Here is a 16720-nt window from a genome sequence, read left to right as displayed (position 1 = left end):
AATTTCTGCGTCATTCGTTCCTGCCTCGACACACTCCACAAGCAAGGGCATCGCATGCTCGACGTATTACGGCGTGCCTTTGCTGGCGATCCTATACGGCCTGCAACCTAGCTGCTGAACTGTCACGGTGGATTTAGCTTAAGTCCCGCTGCTCAATAATGCAACTAGTAGTTCCATTATTGCCCGAGCACCAGTCGGATCTATATTGAACCCGTCAGCCGAACCTCACTGCGCCGGCGAGACTGTTCCGTGGTCGAGCAAAGCCGCCCCGAAACGCGCAGCGTAAGCTGTGTTCACTGCCTCAGTTTGAAAGCGCGTCTCGTTTATGGCAAAGATGAAGTAGCCGTAGATCAGGTCTCGCCGGTAGTCCTGCCACGCCACTTCGAACGCAGGCGTTTCCACGCCGTTTGCGGCAAGATGGGTCAGGTAATGCGCAAGCAATGGGCGCTCCCACTTGCGCCGGTCGGCAATATCGAGCGCCGAGCAGATATGGTAGGAAACTTCGAGACTCCACGGCGCACGGCTGACCTGCGCATCGAAGAACCCCGGCTTTCCATCTGCTGTCACGTAAAGGTTACCCAGGTGCGTGTCACCGTGAATCAGACACACCGGCTTGCCTCGATGCGACTCGCCAAGGTGCGTTAGCGCCGCCTCCATCCAATCACGGTCGTGAAGAAGCCGACTGACCGCCGCTCCACGCGGTAGTTCAGCATAGTGCCGCCATACTTCAGGCACAAGATAGCGACGCATATAGTCGAGCGACCACCCCGAGAAACGCTCCCCGACCCAACCGTATCGCCCGCTTTCGGCGAATTCAGGACTGTCCCACGTTTGAGCGTGATAACGCGCCATCGCGACAAGCCGCGCGGCGACGTCGTCATAGCCTGCTGATCGCTGCGCGTGACAAAACGTGGCTCCGCTCGCTCGCAGATCCTCCATCACGACAATCGATTGCCAGCCAGAAGGATCGGTGCCCGCATAGAAGCATCGAGGCGTGTTCATATCGATGAATGGCAGTACGTCGCGATAGAAACGCATCTCGTTATGGTACATGTCTTTCATCAACGGGCTGTGCTCTTCAAATCCCCCCTTGACGATCATCCGCGCAGGCAGACCGAGGTCGTCTCCCGTACCCTTGTACTCAAGCAGAACACGCACCTTCGTCGAGGTTCCCGACAAGACGTCCTCGCATTTCAAGCTGGTGACCTCGACACCGGGATAGCGAAACCGGAGCGCTGCCGTCAGCCACTTCGCGGAAATCTCATCGACCGTCACCGGCAGTCTCATGTCGCTTTCAACAATTAGCGCGGACAAGGCTTACCCCCTTTTAGAATTTTCAGTCTCTAGCCCATCAACTCGAACACGTCGTGGTCGAGAGCGGCCATCGCGAAGCGAGGTACGACCGCGCAGTTATTGATCTCGGCCTGCCATTCAACGGGGTTCACCAACCAGAAGTAGAGCCCGTACACGAGATGCCGTCGATACGCATCCCATGCTTCGTCGAAGGACGGCGGTGTCGCAACCCCATATGCGGCGAGTCGCTCGAGGTAGTGCGTAAGCAGCGAGCGTTCCCATTCTGGACGATCGGCAACATCAAGTGCGGACACGAGAAAGTATGTGAAATCGTGCGCCCATGGTCCGCGCCGATACGATTGCCAATCGAGAAAACCCGGCGTGCCATCGCGCTCGAAATACAGATTTCCCAAGTGCACATCGCCGTGTAAAAACGTCATCGGGCCCAGCCGATCGAACGAACGCAGATTCAGCAGCCCTCGCTCCATCCAGTCACGGTCATGGAACTGCTTCGGAATCGCCGCCCCTCGCGGCAACTTGGTGTAGTGGGCGAATACATCTGATTTTAGTTGCCCCCAGTGATAGGTGCCGGCCTCCCCCTCCGGCAATGGGTCCTGTTCCGCCAGCCAGGCAAACTTACCGCCTGCAGCGAGAACGGGCGCACCCCAGTATTGCGCGTGCAATCGGGCTTGGGCGTCGAGGTTTGCGGCAGCCTGTGCGTACGACAAGGTGTTCTGTACACGGCAGAACGTCACGTCGCGTTCCGCAAGATCTTCCAGAATGACAATCGATTGTCCATTCGAATGGTCGGTCGCCGAGAAGAACGCGCGAGGAACGTGCACCGGCAATTCAGGCTGCACCTCCTCGAAAAAGCGCGCCTCGTACTCGTAGATATACGCATTCAGATGTCGATATTCGGGGACAAAACCGCCCTTGACGATCAGAGACCGCGGCAAGCCGGCTTCATTTCCACGCGCATTGTATTCGAGGTGAACACGAAGCTTCGTTGCTGTTCCGTAGATGACATCCACCAGTTTCAGCGACGTGATCTCGACACCTTCGCAGTAGGTCTGGAGTGTCCGCGTCAGCCATTGCGCAGTCACTTCGCTTACGTCCACCGGTAACGGCGACAACTTGACATGGCCTTCGCATTCCATTTGGTTTCCTGAATGTATTTATCCTGTAGCAGCCCGGCACGCGACCGCCTGCAGCATTGAAAACAGACCGCATTGTCTAAGGACATGTCGCCGCATCGTCGCGCACCGAGTCCATCGTTGACAATATGGGGAAAACCACACGACGAAAAACGTTGCGTTTTTTGAATGACGTGCATATAGTTGCATTAGAATGCAGATACTTTTTTGGCAGAAATCCAGTGGATAACTCGTCAGAGCTTCGGTTTGAGGCCACTTCGTCGGACCGCGGAACTCGGCAGCGAAAGTACGTTGATGTTTGACGATCCGGTGCTGACATCCTCGACGATCGAGATGGGCCGCATGCGTCCAACTGGTTGCGTGTTTTTTGCAGCTGGCGGAATCGGTTGAAAGGCCCACCGGGCTTGGGATTCCAGCAGCCTGACACGAATCGGCTAGAATCCCGATGCTTTGAAGGTCGAAATGGCCGAAGGCCAGTCGTGGCAAGGGATTCCAACGAAATTAAACGTTGAAGAGTTTGAGCATTTTGTCTGGCCACATCTGAGCAAGGGTCGTCGCGGACCGGCGCGAAAGCTCAGCGCGCATGCGATTTTCAACTACATCCTAAAGGCGCTCTATCTCGGCTGCCAGTGGAAGGAGTTGCCCATCGAGAAGGATCGGCACGGCCATCATGAGATCCATTACACAGATCTATCGCGCCTTCCGGCGCTGGCAATCGGACGGATGCTTTGATGCCATTTTCGAGGCGTCGGTGTTCAGGCTTCACTGCGACGATCGCCTGGACACGCGCATCATCCATGGTGATGGCACCACGAGCGCGGCGAAGAAGGGAGGCGACAACCTCGGCTTCAGCGGCCACAAGAAGGTCAAGGGCTGCAAAGTCCTCGCCCTGTGCGACCGCAATTGCAACGTGATCGCGCCGTTTGTCAGTGCGCCGGGCAATCGCAATGAATCGCCGCTGTTGCGAGAAGCGCTGCCGCGGCTCACGCGCATCGTCCACGCGGTCGGGCTCGAGCTGCGGGGAAGCGTCGTAAGCCTGGATGGCGTGTACGGCTGCCGGCGCAACCGCAAGGCCATTTTCAATCGCGGCATGGTGCCCAACATCAACCCGAATGAGCGTAAAAGAAAGAACCCCAGACGAGGCCGCAAGCCGTTGTTCAATCCGGCTATTTTCGCGGTCAAGCGACGAACGCGGCCCATGCTGGGGTTCAAGACCTTCCGCTGTGCCCGGATCCTGCTGGCCGGCATTGAGATTATGCACATGATCGCCAAAGGGCAGATGAAGTGTGCTCGCGGAACCCATCCGTCCGCCACGGATTAATTCTACAACCTCGCAATATAAGCAGTACTTCGCATGTCGATTCCGGTCGCTCTTTGAGCCTTACCGCGACAAAGCCCGCTGCCGTGCCTATCCAAGGGGAATGAAATTTGGTGCGCGTTTTTCTACGAAGCTCTTCACGCCTTCAGCGAAGTCCTGCCGATGGCCTGGTTGATGGCCAAGTGCCTTGGCCCGATCTTCGGCGTCGTTCAGGGACACGTCCCAATCGGAGTTGACCTGGAGCTTGGCGTCGGCCATGGCGATGGGGGAGCACCAGGTGGCTAACTCCTGGGCATAGGCAAGGGCGGCGGACATCAGTTCGCCATCGTCGCAAATACGGTTCACCAGCCCAATGCGCTCGGCTTCAGCGGCATCAAACTTGCGTCCGGAGAGGATCAAGTCCATCGCGCGGCCGTGGCCAATCAGGCGCGGCAGCAGCCAGGAGGAACCGTATTCTGCATTGAGGCCTCGGCGGGTGAACGCGCAAGTGAATACTGCGCTACGGGCTGCAAAGCGCACGTCGAAGTGCAGCGCCTGAATCAGGCCGAAGCCTGCACACGCGCCATTGATGGCGCCGACGATGGGCTTTCTGATGCTCATGGCGTGGGTCATGCGGCGACCTTTGCTGGGCATGCGTTTGGCGCCGCTCGCAGACTGAGCCAGCACTTCCGCATCCATGCCGGAACAGAAGCCGCGCCCGGCACCGGTGACCAGGATGGCGCGCACCTCTGGGTCGGCATCGGCCTTGTCCAGCAGGTCGAAATAGAGATCACCCAGGTCATAGGTCCACGCGTTAAGGCGTTCCGGACGGTTAAGGGTAAGGATCAGTACGTGGCCGTCGAGTTTGCGAATGACCTCCGGTTCGCTCATATGAATTCCCTTGAGTTCGTTCTTTAAGATTTTGCCCATGGCATAGTCGATGTTGGAGACGCCGAAAATGGTCGTCTCCTTGGTCGCCCCTCCAAGGCGAGGAAGCGTCCTTCGCCATCGCCCATCTGCGGCAGGCGCTCCTCGCCGTAGTGAGCCTCCGTTGCCCGTGGCACATCCGGCTGACAGGCGCTCAATCCTCGTCATTCACCCAGCGCACGAAGCGATGCAAGGGATAGAATCCATCGTGGGCGAAGCCCGGTCCAGGGCCGAGGGCCTTTCCTAATGTGACTACGCGCTGCACGCCGGCGGAAGCGAGCAGGTCGCGTACCTCTGCCTTGCGTTCAGGTGGATAGACGCCCACGGTTTGGGTGGCGACATTGACATATCGGATTGCTTCCTTCAGGGAACGAACGACTACTACGTTGACGATCTTGCCATCAGGGTAGAAGTCCACAGGTTCGTGGGAACGAATGACCAAGCCTTTTCCGTCGAACTTTCCCCAGACCCGGTAGTCGGGCTCGAAGTCAGCCAGCACCTCGATCTGCTCACGTAATTCAGAAGGGACTTCCGGACCGACGACGGAACAGGTCGGACGTTCAACGCCGAGCTGCTGCTGCAGTAGTTCGCAGTAACGGTCAATTTCCTCCACGCTGCCTTCGATATACTGGATGCGGCTGGATACGCAAGCTTGCTGATTAAAGGGAGTGGCATCGGTGGCACCGGCCACTGCGACTTCGTTCAAAACCGTACTGGAGATGAAAGCTTCACGGCCGATCATGGAGATGGATGTCTTGGGGTCGAAAGCCACCAGCTCAAAGCCAGGACCGATGTAGTTTTTCGCGCTTCTCAGGGCGCTTTCGCCACCCCAGGCCACCAGCTTGTCAAAAAACTGAGGCCTGAACAGCATGCTTTCCACCCTCTCGTCGCCGCCGCGCCAGTAGACTGCCGAGAAGGAGCGTACCACCGGATGCCTCGGAGCCACCTCGGCCATTGTGCGCAAAATGGCAGTGGCGGAAAAAAGATCATTGGAAGGCAGCTTCAGCAGATTTACGCTTTTGGTCAGTGCGCCGCGAACAATCGAGAGAGCAGCCACGCCGGGGGCATTGCCCGCAAGGATGTGCACCAGACGTGGCGGGAAGGCCCGTATGCGGCCGATCTGCCCGGTGCCGGAGACAATTTCCTTCCAGCCGTCCAGCACCTCAGGGCCGCCCAGCTCCTGTTCGATTTGGGCGTCGAAACCCCCACGGGTGAAGGCAAAGCCGAGGGTGGCGTAGGCTCGCTCCAGAACACCCGCGTCGAGTGTGCTAACCCTTTTCAGTTGTTCGCAAGCTTCGGCGAGCAAGCCGCTTGGATCTTTCGTCAGACGCTCGCCAGTGGCGACCAGCAGGTCCTTGATTTCGGCCAGCGGCACGTCAAATGCAGGGCCCGGTTCAGTGCGCGGCCAGGTGAGAGTGTCGAGATCCAGATTCGGAGTGGCGAAGCGTGCATGGGCCGGGCCGTATTCCATAGCACTACCGGTGACGATGTCGCCCTTGATGAAGTGGGAAACTGAAACTTTCATGGTTTAGGCCTGCAGTGAACTGCGGACATAGGAATCGATGGTTCCGGCGCACCCGATCTTGTCTTCCTCACCGACATTATGGAAGCGGCTGATCTCCGGTTTCATGTAGGCGCTATGGCGACCGCAGGGACAGTTGCCGGAGAAGTTCATGGTTACCTTATCGCTGCTGATCATGCCGCCCCAGCGACCTTCCTGGCCCATATCAAGGAAACTGAAACGCCCAGTGGCTTCTCCGCTGCTGGTATCCACCAGATTCACGCCGCTGCCGTCGAACAGAACCGGCATAACCCAGGGAGCCTGATGATAGTTGCCGGCTTCGCACTTTGGATAGCTGAAGGACATCTCGGACATGCCGAATCCCTCCATACGCCGCACGTTGCCGAAGAACTTGAACAGCTCTTCGTACCAGTTTGGGACCAACTCCACGCCCTTGAGGCCGCCTCCACTGGAAATGACCGTCTCGGGATGGAACTCACCGTCTTTGACGCCCATTTCCCGTGCCCTTTCCATCACTCGCCATATCTGTAACCAGGGGCCAGTAATATAGAGCGGTTCATGCCGCAATGCGATGATCATTTCCACCATTTCGTCGAAACGCGCTTTGTTGCGCTCGGCCTGCTGTTTGTTAGCCTGCTCGAAGCCGGCAATGTCTTTGGGGGTGGCGCTACCATCGGCGATGGCGCGGCGCAAACTAGCCATGCGTGTAACGTCCACCAGGCGCATGGGTTCGTCGCTGAGGAAGTGACACGAATCGGGGCGAGCGAACAATTCGGCGGCGGTATTAGCGGCAATCATGAACATATAGGGACCGCGACGCGGCCCCATCATGAAGAAGTGCCTCGTCTGTTCAGGCTTCAGCGGTGTGGGCCATGCCGTCGCATGGGTGTAGCAGCGCTCATAGAACGCCTGGTCGCGTGCGGTGCGGTTGAGTACCGACACCTTGCCCGAAGTGCCGCTAGTCGTGTTGGCCAAGTGGCCGGCAGCCCAAAGGCGGTCCAGCCACTCGTCGACGTTGGCCACGCCTTCCAGTTCCACATTGGACAGCGATTCTACGGAGAGGGTCTGCAGCCAGCGCGTCATGTGCTTCCACTGGCCCTTTTCCATGAAGGCTTGCGGATAGGACTTATAGTTCGTGTGGGCGAACAGCACCTTGGCAATGTCTTCGATACCATTGATAGACTCGACTCCCATTTCCTTGGCGCGCTTGTCCAGCACCGATACCTGCTGCCGTCGCATAGAGAAATATTCCTGCGCCGCTTCCAATTGCAGCGGGAAAATTTTTGGGTGGGGCTGATCGAAGCCGTCCTTCTGGACGACCATATCGAGCAGCTGTTGTCTTGCGGTGGTCATTGGATCTCCTCGTTGTATGGTGGCAGCTTGCGCCGCCATACGTTATTTCCCAATAGGAATGGAGGCGGGCTGAAGCCGGGCTTCAGTCGAGCTTGCAATCGGAGTCGAAGGCGACGGCGAGGCAGAGGTCTTCGTATTTGTCAAATTCAGCGCTCACCGAGTCCAGCTTCTGCCGCAGCCGGTCGATGGCATCCTGGCCCAGTGGCATGCGCAGTGGCGGGTTCTCCATGCGGGCGAGCTTGATCAGCACTTTGGCGAGGCGGCGCGGATCGTTGGGCTGGGTTCCATGGCGGGCGGTCATGCGGTCAAGCGTGGAGCTGACGGCGGTCTTGGCGTAGTCGCCGATTTCCGCCTTTGGCTTGACCAGGGAGCCGCCGGCGAAATCGGTGCGGAACGAGCCAGGTTCGAGAATAGTGACCTTGATGCCGAGCGCCGCCACGTCGAGGGAAACCGATTCGGAAAAACCTTCCACCGCAAACTTGCTAGCGGCGTAGAAGCCAAAGCCCGGCGAGGCGGCGAAGCCGCCGCTGGAGGAGGTATTCATGATGTGGCCGCGCGTACGCTGGCGCATGTAGGGCAGGAAGGCACGGGTGACCTCAGCCATGCCGAAGAAGTTCACCTCGAACATGGGGCGGTACTCTTCGGGCGTGGTTGTCTCTGCCGGGCCGAGGACGCCGTAGCCGGCGTTGTTGACCACGACGTCCACGCCACCGGTGGCGCGCTCGGCATCGGCCACGACTTCGCGGATACGGGCGGCATTAGTGATGTCCAGGGTGTACCCAAAGGCGGTCTGCGGGTATTGGTCCAGCAGGGGCTTGATGTTGGCCACGTCGCGGGCGGTGACGACCACGCGGTCGCCATCGGCGAGAATCACTTCGGCGAAGGCGTAGCCCATACCCTTGTCGCAGCCAGTGATGAACCAGGTTTTCCTGTCATTCATGGTGGATTCCTTCAGATGAACAGATGCGAGAGTGTTTTGACGACGGTGTAGCTCTCAACGCCCTCAGCGCCACCCTCGCGACCGTAGCCGCTGTCCTTAATACCCCCGAAGGGAATACCGGAGGTTGAGACAGTGAGATGGTTGATGCCCACGGTGCCGCACTCAAGGCGGCGCGACAGCATCTCCGCAGTGTTGGCCGAACGCGTGAACACATAGCCAGCCAAGCCATAGGGCAGCGCATTGGCGCGGCCAATGACGTCTTCCAGATCGGTGTAGCGATTAATAACTGCCAGCGGACCGAAAGGCTCCTCACGCAGGATACGGGCGGCGTCGGGCACGTCGGCCAGTACCGTGGGCTGGAAGAAGCAGCCGCGATCACCAATGCGCTCGCCGCCCGCCACTACACGGGCGCCCTGCGCTACGGCGTCGCCTACCAGTTCCTGCATCGCGGAGAGGCGTTTGGCATTTGCCAGCGGGCCCATCGTCACACCCGGCTCAAAGGAACTGCCGACCTTCAGCTTGCTCACCTCGGTAGTAAAGGTAGCGAGAAAACGATCATAGACCGCGTCTGCCACCCAAAAGCGCGTTGGGCACAGACAGGCCTGGCCGGCGTTGCGGTACTTCACGAAGGCCAGCTTGCGTGCAGCATCCTCAACGTTCGCGTCCTCGCAGACGATCACTGGCGCATGGCCGCCCAGTTCCATCACGCTAGGCTTCATCTCCGCCGCAGCAAGCTGGGCAAGGTGCTTGCCCACGTGGATCGAGCCGGTCAGCGTCACAAGGCGCACGACGGGCGAGGCGATCAGGCGCGTGGAGATCTGCGCCGGATCGCCGTACAACAGCGTGACAACGCCCGGCGGCACGCCAGCATCGACGAAACACCGTACCACCGCGGCGGTGCTGGCCGGCGTCTCCTCGGCCGCCTTCAAGATGAGCGAGCAGCCCGCGGCGAGCACACTGCCGATCTTGCGGCAGGGTGTGAACACTGGTGCGTTCCAGGGAGTGAACGCGGCGACCACGCCGATGGGCTCACGTGTGACCATCAGGCGCAGGCCGGGCTCGGAAGGTACGATGCGACCGTAGACACGGCGCCCCTCGGCAGCATCCCATTCCAGAATTTCAGCCGCGCGCATCACATAACTCTTGCCCTCCTCGAAGGGCTGCCCCTCCTCCAGGCAAGCGATGCACGTGATTTCGTCGCAGCGCTCGCGCAGCAACTGTGCTGCCCGGTTGATGATCTCGGCGCGCTTGATAGGCGGCACCCCACGCCACGCCTCGAAGCCGTTTTGGGCCGAGGCAAGCGCCCGGTCGATGTCAGCGTCGCTAGCTATCGGCAAGGCGCCCAGCACGCTGTCGTCCGCTGGGTTAATTACAGGCCGGGTGCGGCCGTCGCTGGCAAGCGTCCACTCGCCGTCAATGTATAAACGTGGTGCAGGGTAGGCCAATGTCATGGGGTCTCCTGAAGGGAATCGGTTCAGACCGATCACGCGAAGTTATAAGTGTTCATACGATCTGTCGTTTCCCGGTTTCTTCGACTTACACAGTTGGCGATCCAGATGAAACTGGATCTTGCGCCCCGCCCTTCCGGCTTCGCTTCGCCCGGCACGACCAAAGCGGGGCTGAAACGGCTCAGCGCAGCGTGAGCAAAACGTCCAACGCCGTCACACCCTCGGGCGTGACAAGCACAGGGTTGAGATCCAATTCGCCCAGGCGGGGTCCGGCCGCCGCACCGAAGCGGGAGACAGCCGCGATGAAGCGGCACAGTGCTGCGCGATCCACCGGTGCCTTGCCTCGGACACCGTTAAGCACTACGCGGGCGCGCAGATCCTCGATCATGCGGCCGGCTTCCGCCTCTGTGACGGGCGCCCGCCGCAGTGAAACGTCCTTTAGCACTTCGATGAAGATCCCGCCCATACCGACCATCACCACCGGGCCAAAAACCGGATCCTGATTGAGGCCGACCACCATCTCCACCGCATCGCTGTGGCCGATCATCTTCTGCACCACGACACCATCAATCCGGGCTTCGGCGTCGTAGCGGCGCGCGTTGGCGACCACATGCTCGAAAGCTTCGCGCACCGAGGCCGCGTCGCGCAGCGACAGCACCACGCCCTGAGCCTCTGTCTTGTGCAGGATCTGCTGCGACTCGATCTTTAGCACGACCGGGTAGCCCAGCCGCTCAGCCGCGTCGACCGCCTCGTCAGCGTTAGTCGCCAAAGCCAGAGGGGCGATCTCGATGCCCTGGGCCGCCAGCAGTCCAGCGGCGATCACGGTGTCCACTGCGCCGGCGGCGGTGGGCAGCGACAAACCGGCGCGCACGACTTCGACCTGACCCGCTGCGATGCGGCGTTGGGCTCTGTCGGTGTCCCAATGGCGGCGCATCCCGGCGTAGCGCACGAGGGCAGCGACGGCAGCGACCGCCGGCTCGGGGCCGCGAAAGACTGCTACCTGCGCTGCCGCGAGGCCCTGCACCGCGGCCTCGGAGGCTCCGCTCCAAGCCAGCACGAAAGGCTTCTTGGCGCGGGCACGCAGATCGGCGAAGGCTTGCACCATGAAGTCCACTTCGCGAGTCGAACCCATCCACGCGATGCCCACGTCGACATTGGGATCGTTGAGCACCCGCTCGAAGGCATCGCAGATCACGCCCGGGTTGAACATGCCCACGGCGGTGACGTCCACCGGGTTCGCCACCGAACCGAACTCTGGCAGGATGCCCTTGAGCGCTGCGGCGGTTTCTGCGCTCAAGTCGGGAATGCGCAGGCCTTGCTCGAAGGCATGGTCTGCCATCAGCGCGCCGGCGCCGCCGGAACGGGTGAGAATGCCGACGCGCGGCCCCTGCGGCAACGCGCCATCCGAACAGGCGTAGGCAAACGCATTGGTGTAATCCAGCAATTGCTCGTCGCTGCGCGCACGCACGATGCCAAACTGGCGCGCCACACCATCGAACACGTTTTCTGCACCGGCCAGCGAGCCGGTGTGTGATGCCACAGCCTTGGCGCCAGCATCGGTACGGCCAAGCTTGGTCAGCACCAAGGGTTTGCTCAAGTCCAACGATTGCTGACCCAGGGCCACCAAGCCAGTGCCGTCGCGCACGCCCTCGATGAAGCCGGCGCCCACGCTGATACGCGGATCGGCGATGACCTCTCTCATTATTTCGACGAAACCCACATCGGACTCGTTGCCTGTGGTCACGAGGTAGCCCACATGCAGGCCCCGTGCCTTGCCTACCCCCACGGTTGCTGTGCCAAGCGCTCCGGACTGCGTGACCAAGGCGATTGGGCCGCCCGGGGTAGGACCGAGCGCGAACTGGGCGAAGGAGGCCATTACGTTGTCGAAAGTGTTGACCAGCCCCAAGCAATTCGGCCCCAGTAAGCGCACCCCGGCCTCGCGCGCGGCTTGCTGCAGTTCACGCTGGCGCATTGCGCCTTCCTCGCCCACCTCAGCGAAGCCGGAACTGAATACCACTGCCGCGCGCACGCCTTTGCGACCCAGCGCGCGAATGTTCTCGATCACGCGGTTATGCGCAACCGTGACGATCGCGAGGTCGACCTCGCCGGGGATATCTTCTACTGTGGGGTAGCAGCGCAGGCCAGCTATTTCGGTGTACTTGGGGTTGACTGGATAGATCGCGCCGCGGTAGCCCTTGTCCAGCAAGGCCTTCAGCGGAATGCCGTTGAGCTTGCGGAAGTCCTCGGAGGCACCGAGGATGGCGATGGCGCGTGGCGCCAGCAGCGGAGTCAGCGAGGAAACCGGGTGAGTGCCCATGTTCAGGCTTTCTTTTGGGTTAGGGTCATCAGTTGGCGATATTCGTCCGAGTCGCGCAACACAGACATGTGAGAGGAGACCATGTCCAAGTGCGCGCCAAGACTGAGCTCCAGTCCCTGGTAGACGCTACGCTTGAACATGCGTACTGCGTTGCCGGGACGTGCTGCCAGGCGCCGTGCCAGATCCATCGCTTCCGGCAATAGTTGCTCGTCTGGCAGCGAACGCAGCACCAGGCCGATGGCCTGCGCTTCCTGGGCTTCGATCAACCGACCGGTCCACAACAGTTCCAGCGCGCGCTGCACACCGACGATACGTGGCAGCAACCACGCGCCACCATTACCGGCCACCAGGCCGATGTCGATATAGGTTTCGCCTACGGTAGCCGAGGCGGCCATCAGGCGCAGGTCACACATGAGTGCCATGTCCAGTCCGGCACCCCGTGCGCTGCCATTGATCGCGGCGATCACCGGCTTGTCGATGCGCAGCATCGCATGATGGATCTGGTGGACCACCTGCATCAGGTATTCCTTGCGCTGCCATCCGTTCTGGCTCGCGCGTTGCTCCATCGCACTGTTGTCGCCGCCGGCACAGAATGCCTTCCCTGCTCCTGTGAGCACCAGTACGCGAGCCCGTTCGTCAGTGGCAAACTCGAGCAGACGCTGATGCCAGGCTTCAATCATTGCGGTGTCGAAGGCATTGCGCTTGTCAGGGCGGTTGAGCGTAAGCAGCGCGACACCGTCGGCATCGACCTCATACAGCAGAGTGGGGGCTCGTGTATCCATGGATTCAGTAACTGGAAGCGAAGTTCCTATATCGGAACGATGTTCGTAATTATAAATACGCGATATTAATGTGGTCAACACGCGATGCGTCAAATCCTCCGCCCCGACCGATAAACCGGTCGAGCGGCTCCGCATTGCTGAGTGTTAGGAATGGTGACCGGGAGGCTGCTGCTTAATATCTGACGGGATCAGCCTCTGGCCGGTGGCCGAGGCGGCCCGACACGGTGCCGGCCGCACGACACACTTCTGCCACCCACTGGTCGAGGTGCTGCAGGGCCCGCTCCTTGGGCGCGCCGAGCACGATGGCCGCCACGGCCTGGCCGTCGCAATCGAACACCGGGGCTGCGATAGCGCAGCGGCCCACGGTCGCCTGGTCAATGTTGATGCAATACCCCTGGGCCCGCACCCGCTCCAATTCGGCGCGCAGCGCTAACTCGGTGATAAGGGTTTCTTCGGTGTAGCGTTCCAGCTTGATGGCCTTGATCACCGCATCACGTTCGGAGTCGGGCATGAAGGCCAGCAGCACTCTGCCGCTTGAAGTGGAGTGCAAGGGACGGCGCTCCCCAATCCCGGCGGCGAAGCGGATGCGGTGCACGCTCTCCATCTTGTCGATGTAAAGGATAGCCGTATGGTCGTCGGACAGTGTGGCAAGCAGTGTTGCTTCGCCTGTCTCTCGGGAGAGACCTTGCAGTTCGCTGCGCGACACTTCACGCAGATCGAGCTCGCCCCGCGCTTGATTGCGCAGGCTCAGTAACTGCACACCCAGGTGGTACACCCCACTGTCATCGTGGGTCAGATAGCCGCGCTGGTGCAGGGTGCGCAGCAATGGCAGCAGACTGCTTTTAGGTGCTTTCAGCAAGGCACTAAGTTCATGCAAGGCCAGGCCGCGCCCCGAGGCGGCAACGACTTCGAGGATATCGAGTACGCGGCCGGCCGTGCGATGCCCCGTGTCGGAAGGTGTTGGTGTTGACATATTGGAACTCATAGTTAGACTCTGATAGCGTACCTCATTTGGAATCGCGTTCGTACATATGAACAACGAGGATTGCTAAAATTGCCCCGAACGAATCCTGATTCGCGTTTGAAAGCTCCGATTAAATCCGCACACTTATACGACCTGTCCTCATGACACGACAACCTGCCCTCATGGCCTCGCATCCCTATGACAGCCACACTGAAGAGCGCGGTATGCTGCTCGACGCCGCCGAACGCGCCTTTGCCGACCTCTGCACCCAGGAAGTGATTACCCGTGCAGAGCAGGGTGAATGGCCGGCTGCCCTTTGGCAGAGCCTGGAAGATCTCGGCTTCACTCGGGCGGTGCTGCCAGCCGCGGCTGGCGGCTCCGAGTTTGACCTCGCCGATGCAATGCGGTTGGTGCGCGTGGCCGCACGCCATGCCGTGCCGGCGCCGCTAGGCGAGACGATTCTGGCTGCCTGGTGTCTGCACGTGGCGGGTTTCGAGGTGCCGGAAGGCCCGCTTGCCTTCGCGACAGGCTCACCCCCCAGCGCCGCGCTGTGCCTGAGCCGGCCGAGCGCTGATCAAGGTTTTTGGCAGCTCGACGGCACGCTGCGCAACCTGCCCTGGGCAGAACAGACGCGCGCCCTGATGCTGCTGCTTCCCAGCGATGAGGGCCTCCAGGTGCTGTGTCTTCCTCTGGATCATGCTCACATGCGCACGCGACGCAACCTCGCGGGAGAACCGCGCGGCGAGCTCACCTTCCAAGCCTTGCGCCTGGACGACGCTGCAGTGCGTCCCTGGCCCGCCAGCGCGCCGCGTATCGACCACGCCTCGCCCGCCGTTGTGTTAGGTGCCCTGCTGCGTGGCCAGCAGCTCGCCGGTGCACTGGAGCGCGTGCGCGATCTCGCCGTGCGTTACGCCTCCGAACGCATCCAGTTCGGCAAGCCGCTCAACAAACTGCCGGCGGTGCAGCAGAATCTGGCCATCGTCGCCGGCCAGTCTGCCGCTGCCATTGTCGCCGCCGACATGGCGCTGGACGCCCTCTCGCAACCGGATGCCGACCTGACAAATGCGGTGGCCCTGGCCAAAATCCGCGCCGGCGACGCCGTCGACCTGGCTGCTCGCCTGGCGCACCAGGTGCACGGCGCAATGGGGTTTACCTATGAGCACCAGTTGCATCTATATACACGGCGTTTGTGGGCTTGGCGCGACGAATGCGGCCACGAGCGCTACTGGGCGAAATTAATCGGCCAGCGTATCGCGGCGCAGGGCGCTGATGCGCTCTGGCCCTTCGTCACGCAGGTGGCGCAACTGTAATTTTTCCTGATCCATGGCATGCCCCAACAACACACCAGGACAGAATTATGAGTTTTGCTTTTGATTTGCCGACGCGTTCGGCGGCCCTTGATACGCTGCGCAGCGAGGTACGCGCCTTCCTCGACCAGAATCTGAGCAAGATCCCCGTGCACGAACGCGCTCGCTCCTGGCACGCCTTCGACGCTGATTTCAGCCGCAAGGTTGCGGCGCGCGGCTGGGTGGGCATGACTTGGCCGAAAGAATATGGGGGCCAGGAGCGCAGCATGCTAGAGCGTTATGTCATGCTCGAGGAGATGGTCGCCGCCGGCGCACCCGTGAACGCGCACTGGACCGGCGATCGGCAGAGCGGGCAGCTCCTGCTGCGTTATGGCACCGAGGCGCAGCGCCGGGTCATCCTGCCGCGCGTGGCCCGCGGAGAGATCTTCTTCTGCATCGGCATGAGCGAGCCCGATGCGGGCTCCGACCTGGCTAATATTCGCACCCGCGCGGTTCGAACCGAAGGAGGCTGGATCGTTAACGGCACCAAGATCTGGACCTCAGGCGCACACCAGAAGCACTACATGATTATGCTGTGTCGCACTCGACCAGTGGAGGAAAACCGCCACGCCGGCATGAGCCAGTTTCTGGTTGACCTTTCGCTACCCGGCATCTCGGTACGCCCCATCATAAACATGGCCGGCGAGCTGCACTTCAACGAGGTGGTCTTCACCGACTGCTTCCTGCCCGACGAGGCCTTGGTGGGCAGCGAGGGCAATGGGTGGAAGCAGGTGATGAGCGAGCTTTCCTTCGAACGCAGCGGCCCTGAACGCTTCCTCACTGCCCAGGTGCTGTTGCGCGAGCTGGTACGCATCGCTGGATCTGCGCCCAGCGACCATGCAGCGGTTGCAATCGGCAAGCTCTCGGCCCACCTGGCCACGTTGCGCCGCATGTCCTTCGCAGTCGCGCATGCCCTGCAAGAGAAGCGCGACGTGGGCGCCGTGGCCTCCATCGTCAAGGACCTGGGCTCGGTGTTCGAACAGTCAATCCCTGACATGGCGCGCGATGTTTTCGCGCTGGAGGACATTGAGGACGAGCAGTTCCAGCAGGTCTTCCGCTACGTGATGTTAGCCTCGCCATCGTTCTCGATCTATGGCGGCACGCGTGAAATCCTACGCAGTATTATCGGCAAATCTCTGCAGGCTGCCTGAGGACAAACATACGGCCGATGGAATGACCAACCCATCACTTGAAATCCCCATGTTCAAGAAAGTCGCCATTTTCCGAGTTGGGTCGATCGGCGGTTCATTCGTAAGCGGTAATTTCGGCTCATCTGGAACCTGCGGGTGAGAGGGAACAAGATTGCGTCCGCAGCTTACACATTGCGGACGCAACTTATGACTGACCTACAAACTGACTTTGACTTCCTGCCCCTGC

The 16720-nt window shown here is 60.7% G+C and carries 14 protein-coding genes; 4 read left to right on the top strand and 10 right to left on the bottom strand.

What is annotated here, in order from left to right; genetic code table 11:
• Positions 1-225: 225 nt before the first annotated feature.
• Entirely contained in the window at positions 226-1314 is a 1089-nt protein-coding gene (locus tag F6X42_RS39285) for a phosphotransferase (RefSeq protein ID WP_246530485.1), read from the bottom strand.
• 29 nt (positions 1315-1343) lie between these two features.
• Positions 1344-2450, bottom strand: coding sequence for an aminoglycoside phosphotransferase family protein (locus F6X42_RS39280; RefSeq protein ID WP_187639225.1), 1107 nt, complete (start codon positions 2448-2450; stop codon positions 1344-1346).
• Between the two features lie 459 nt (positions 2451-2909).
• On the opposite strand from F6X42_RS39280, the gene F6X42_RS44845 reads away from it, so the two are divergent.
• Positions 2910-3179 (top strand): hypothetical protein, encoded by a 270-nt coding sequence (locus F6X42_RS44845; protein WP_246530484.1) that lies wholly within the window; start codon positions 2910-2912, stop codon positions 3177-3179.
• Positions 3118-3768, top strand: coding sequence for a transposase (locus F6X42_RS46165; protein ID WP_376776511.1), 651 nt, complete (start codon positions 3118-3120; stop codon positions 3766-3768). Before F6X42_RS44845 ends, F6X42_RS46165 begins: the two co-directional genes overlap by 62 nt.
• An 87-nt stretch (positions 3769-3855) precedes the next feature.
• On the opposite strand, the gene F6X42_RS39265 is transcribed toward F6X42_RS46165, so the two are convergent.
• The 8 genes from F6X42_RS39265 to F6X42_RS39230 all read right to left on the bottom strand — a co-directional run bounded on the left by F6X42_RS39265 (position 3856) and on the right by F6X42_RS39230 (position 14006).
• A complete protein-coding gene (locus F6X42_RS39265) occupies positions 3856-4674 on the bottom strand; it encodes an enoyl-CoA hydratase-related protein (RefSeq protein WP_222945891.1) in 819 nt (272 codons plus the stop codon).
• A gap of 151 nt (positions 4675-4825) precedes the next feature.
• Entirely contained in the window at positions 4826-6196 is a 1371-nt protein-coding gene (locus F6X42_RS39260) for an acyl-CoA reductase (RefSeq protein ID WP_187639224.1), read from the bottom strand.
• 3 nt (positions 6197-6199) lie between these two features.
• On the bottom strand, positions 6200-7546 hold the full coding sequence (locus F6X42_RS39255) for a hypothetical protein (RefSeq protein ID WP_187639223.1): 1347 nt from the start codon (positions 7544-7546) through the stop codon (positions 6200-6202).
• An 82-nt stretch (positions 7547-7628) separates the two neighbouring features.
• Positions 7629-8486, bottom strand: coding sequence for an oxidoreductase (locus tag F6X42_RS39250; RefSeq protein WP_187639222.1), 858 nt, complete (start codon positions 8484-8486; stop codon positions 7629-7631).
• Positions 8487-8497: 11 nt separating this feature from the next.
• Positions 8498-9937, bottom strand: a complete 1440-nt coding sequence (locus F6X42_RS39245; protein ID WP_187639221.1) for an NAD-dependent succinate-semialdehyde dehydrogenase — start codon at positions 9935-9937, stop codon at positions 8498-8500.
• Between the two features lie 178 nt (positions 9938-10115).
• On the bottom strand, positions 10116-12251 hold the full coding sequence (locus F6X42_RS39240) for an acetate--CoA ligase family protein (RefSeq protein WP_187639220.1): 2136 nt from the start codon (positions 12249-12251) through the stop codon (positions 10116-10118).
• 2 nt (positions 12252-12253) lie between these two features.
• On the bottom strand, positions 12254-13033 hold the full coding sequence (locus tag F6X42_RS39235; RefSeq protein WP_187639219.1) for an enoyl-CoA hydratase/isomerase family protein: 780 nt from the start codon (positions 13031-13033) through the stop codon (positions 12254-12256).
• A 172-nt stretch (positions 13034-13205) separates the two neighbouring features.
• Positions 13206-14006: an IclR family transcriptional regulator gene (locus F6X42_RS39230; protein WP_187639218.1), complete on the bottom strand. Its 801-nt coding sequence runs from the start codon at positions 14004-14006 to the stop codon at positions 13206-13208.
• A 152-nt stretch (positions 14007-14158) separates the two neighbouring features.
• Between F6X42_RS39230 and F6X42_RS39225 the strand changes: the two genes are divergently transcribed.
• Both F6X42_RS39225 and F6X42_RS39220 read left to right on the top strand, forming a co-directional pair.
• On the top strand, positions 14159-15307 hold the full coding sequence (locus F6X42_RS39225) for an acyl-CoA dehydrogenase family protein (protein ID WP_312893005.1): 1149 nt from the start codon (positions 14159-14161) through the stop codon (positions 15305-15307).
• Between the two features lie 47 nt (positions 15308-15354).
• Complete coding sequence (locus tag F6X42_RS39220) at positions 15355-16494, top strand: acyl-CoA dehydrogenase family protein (RefSeq protein ID WP_187639216.1); 1140 nt, start codon at positions 15355-15357, stop codon at positions 16492-16494.
• The last annotated feature ends 226 nt before the right edge of the window (positions 16495-16720 follow it).

This window comes from Paraburkholderia podalyriae (assembly GCF_014397785.1).
GTDB lineage: Bacteria > Pseudomonadota > Gammaproteobacteria > Burkholderiales > Burkholderiaceae > Paraburkholderia > Paraburkholderia podalyriae.
Note: the sequence above shows the minus strand (reverse complement) of the source record. Positions and strands in the feature narration are given on the sequence as shown.

Coding starts and splice junctions, on each gene's coding strand:
- F6X42_RS39280 (WP_187639225.1), bottom strand. CDS start 2,450: ATGGAATGCGAAGGCCATGTCAAGTTGTCGCCGTTACCGGTGGACGTA.
- F6X42_RS44845 (WP_246530484.1), top strand. CDS start 2,910: ATGGCCGAAGGCCAGTCGTGGCAAGGGATTCCAACGAAATTAAACGTT.
- F6X42_RS46165 (WP_376776511.1), top strand. CDS start 3,118: ATGAGATCCATTACACAGATCTATCGCGCCTTCCGGCGCTGGCAATCG.
- F6X42_RS39265 (WP_222945891.1), bottom strand. CDS start 4,674: ATGGGCAAAATCTTAAAGAACGAACTCAAGGGAATTCATATGAGCGAA.
- F6X42_RS39260 (WP_187639224.1), bottom strand. CDS start 6,196: ATGAAAGTTTCAGTTTCCCACTTCATCAAGGGCGACATCGTCACCGGT.
- F6X42_RS39255 (WP_187639223.1), bottom strand. CDS start 7,546: ATGACCACCGCAAGACAACAGCTGCTCGATATGGTCGTCCAGAAGGAC.
- F6X42_RS39250 (WP_187639222.1), bottom strand. CDS start 8,486: ATGAATGACAGGAAAACCTGGTTCATCACTGGCTGCGACAAGGGTATG.
- F6X42_RS39245 (WP_187639221.1), bottom strand. CDS start 9,937: ATGACATTGGCCTACCCTGCACCACGTTTATACATTGACGGCGAGTGG.
- F6X42_RS39240 (WP_187639220.1), bottom strand. CDS start 12,251: ATGGGCACTCACCCGGTTTCCTCGCTGACTCCGCTGCTGGCGCCACGC.
- F6X42_RS39235 (WP_187639219.1), bottom strand. CDS start 13,033: ATGGATACACGAGCCCCCACTCTGCTGTATGAGGTCGATGCCGACGGT.
- F6X42_RS39230 (WP_187639218.1), bottom strand. CDS start 14,006: ATGTCAACACCAACACCTTCCGACACGGGGCATCGCACGGCCGGCCGC.
- F6X42_RS39225 (WP_312893005.1), top strand. CDS start 14,159: ATGACACGACAACCTGCCCTCATGGCCTCGCATCCCTATGACAGCCAC.
- F6X42_RS39220 (WP_187639216.1), top strand. CDS start 15,355: ATGAGTTTTGCTTTTGATTTGCCGACGCGTTCGGCGGCCCTTGATACG.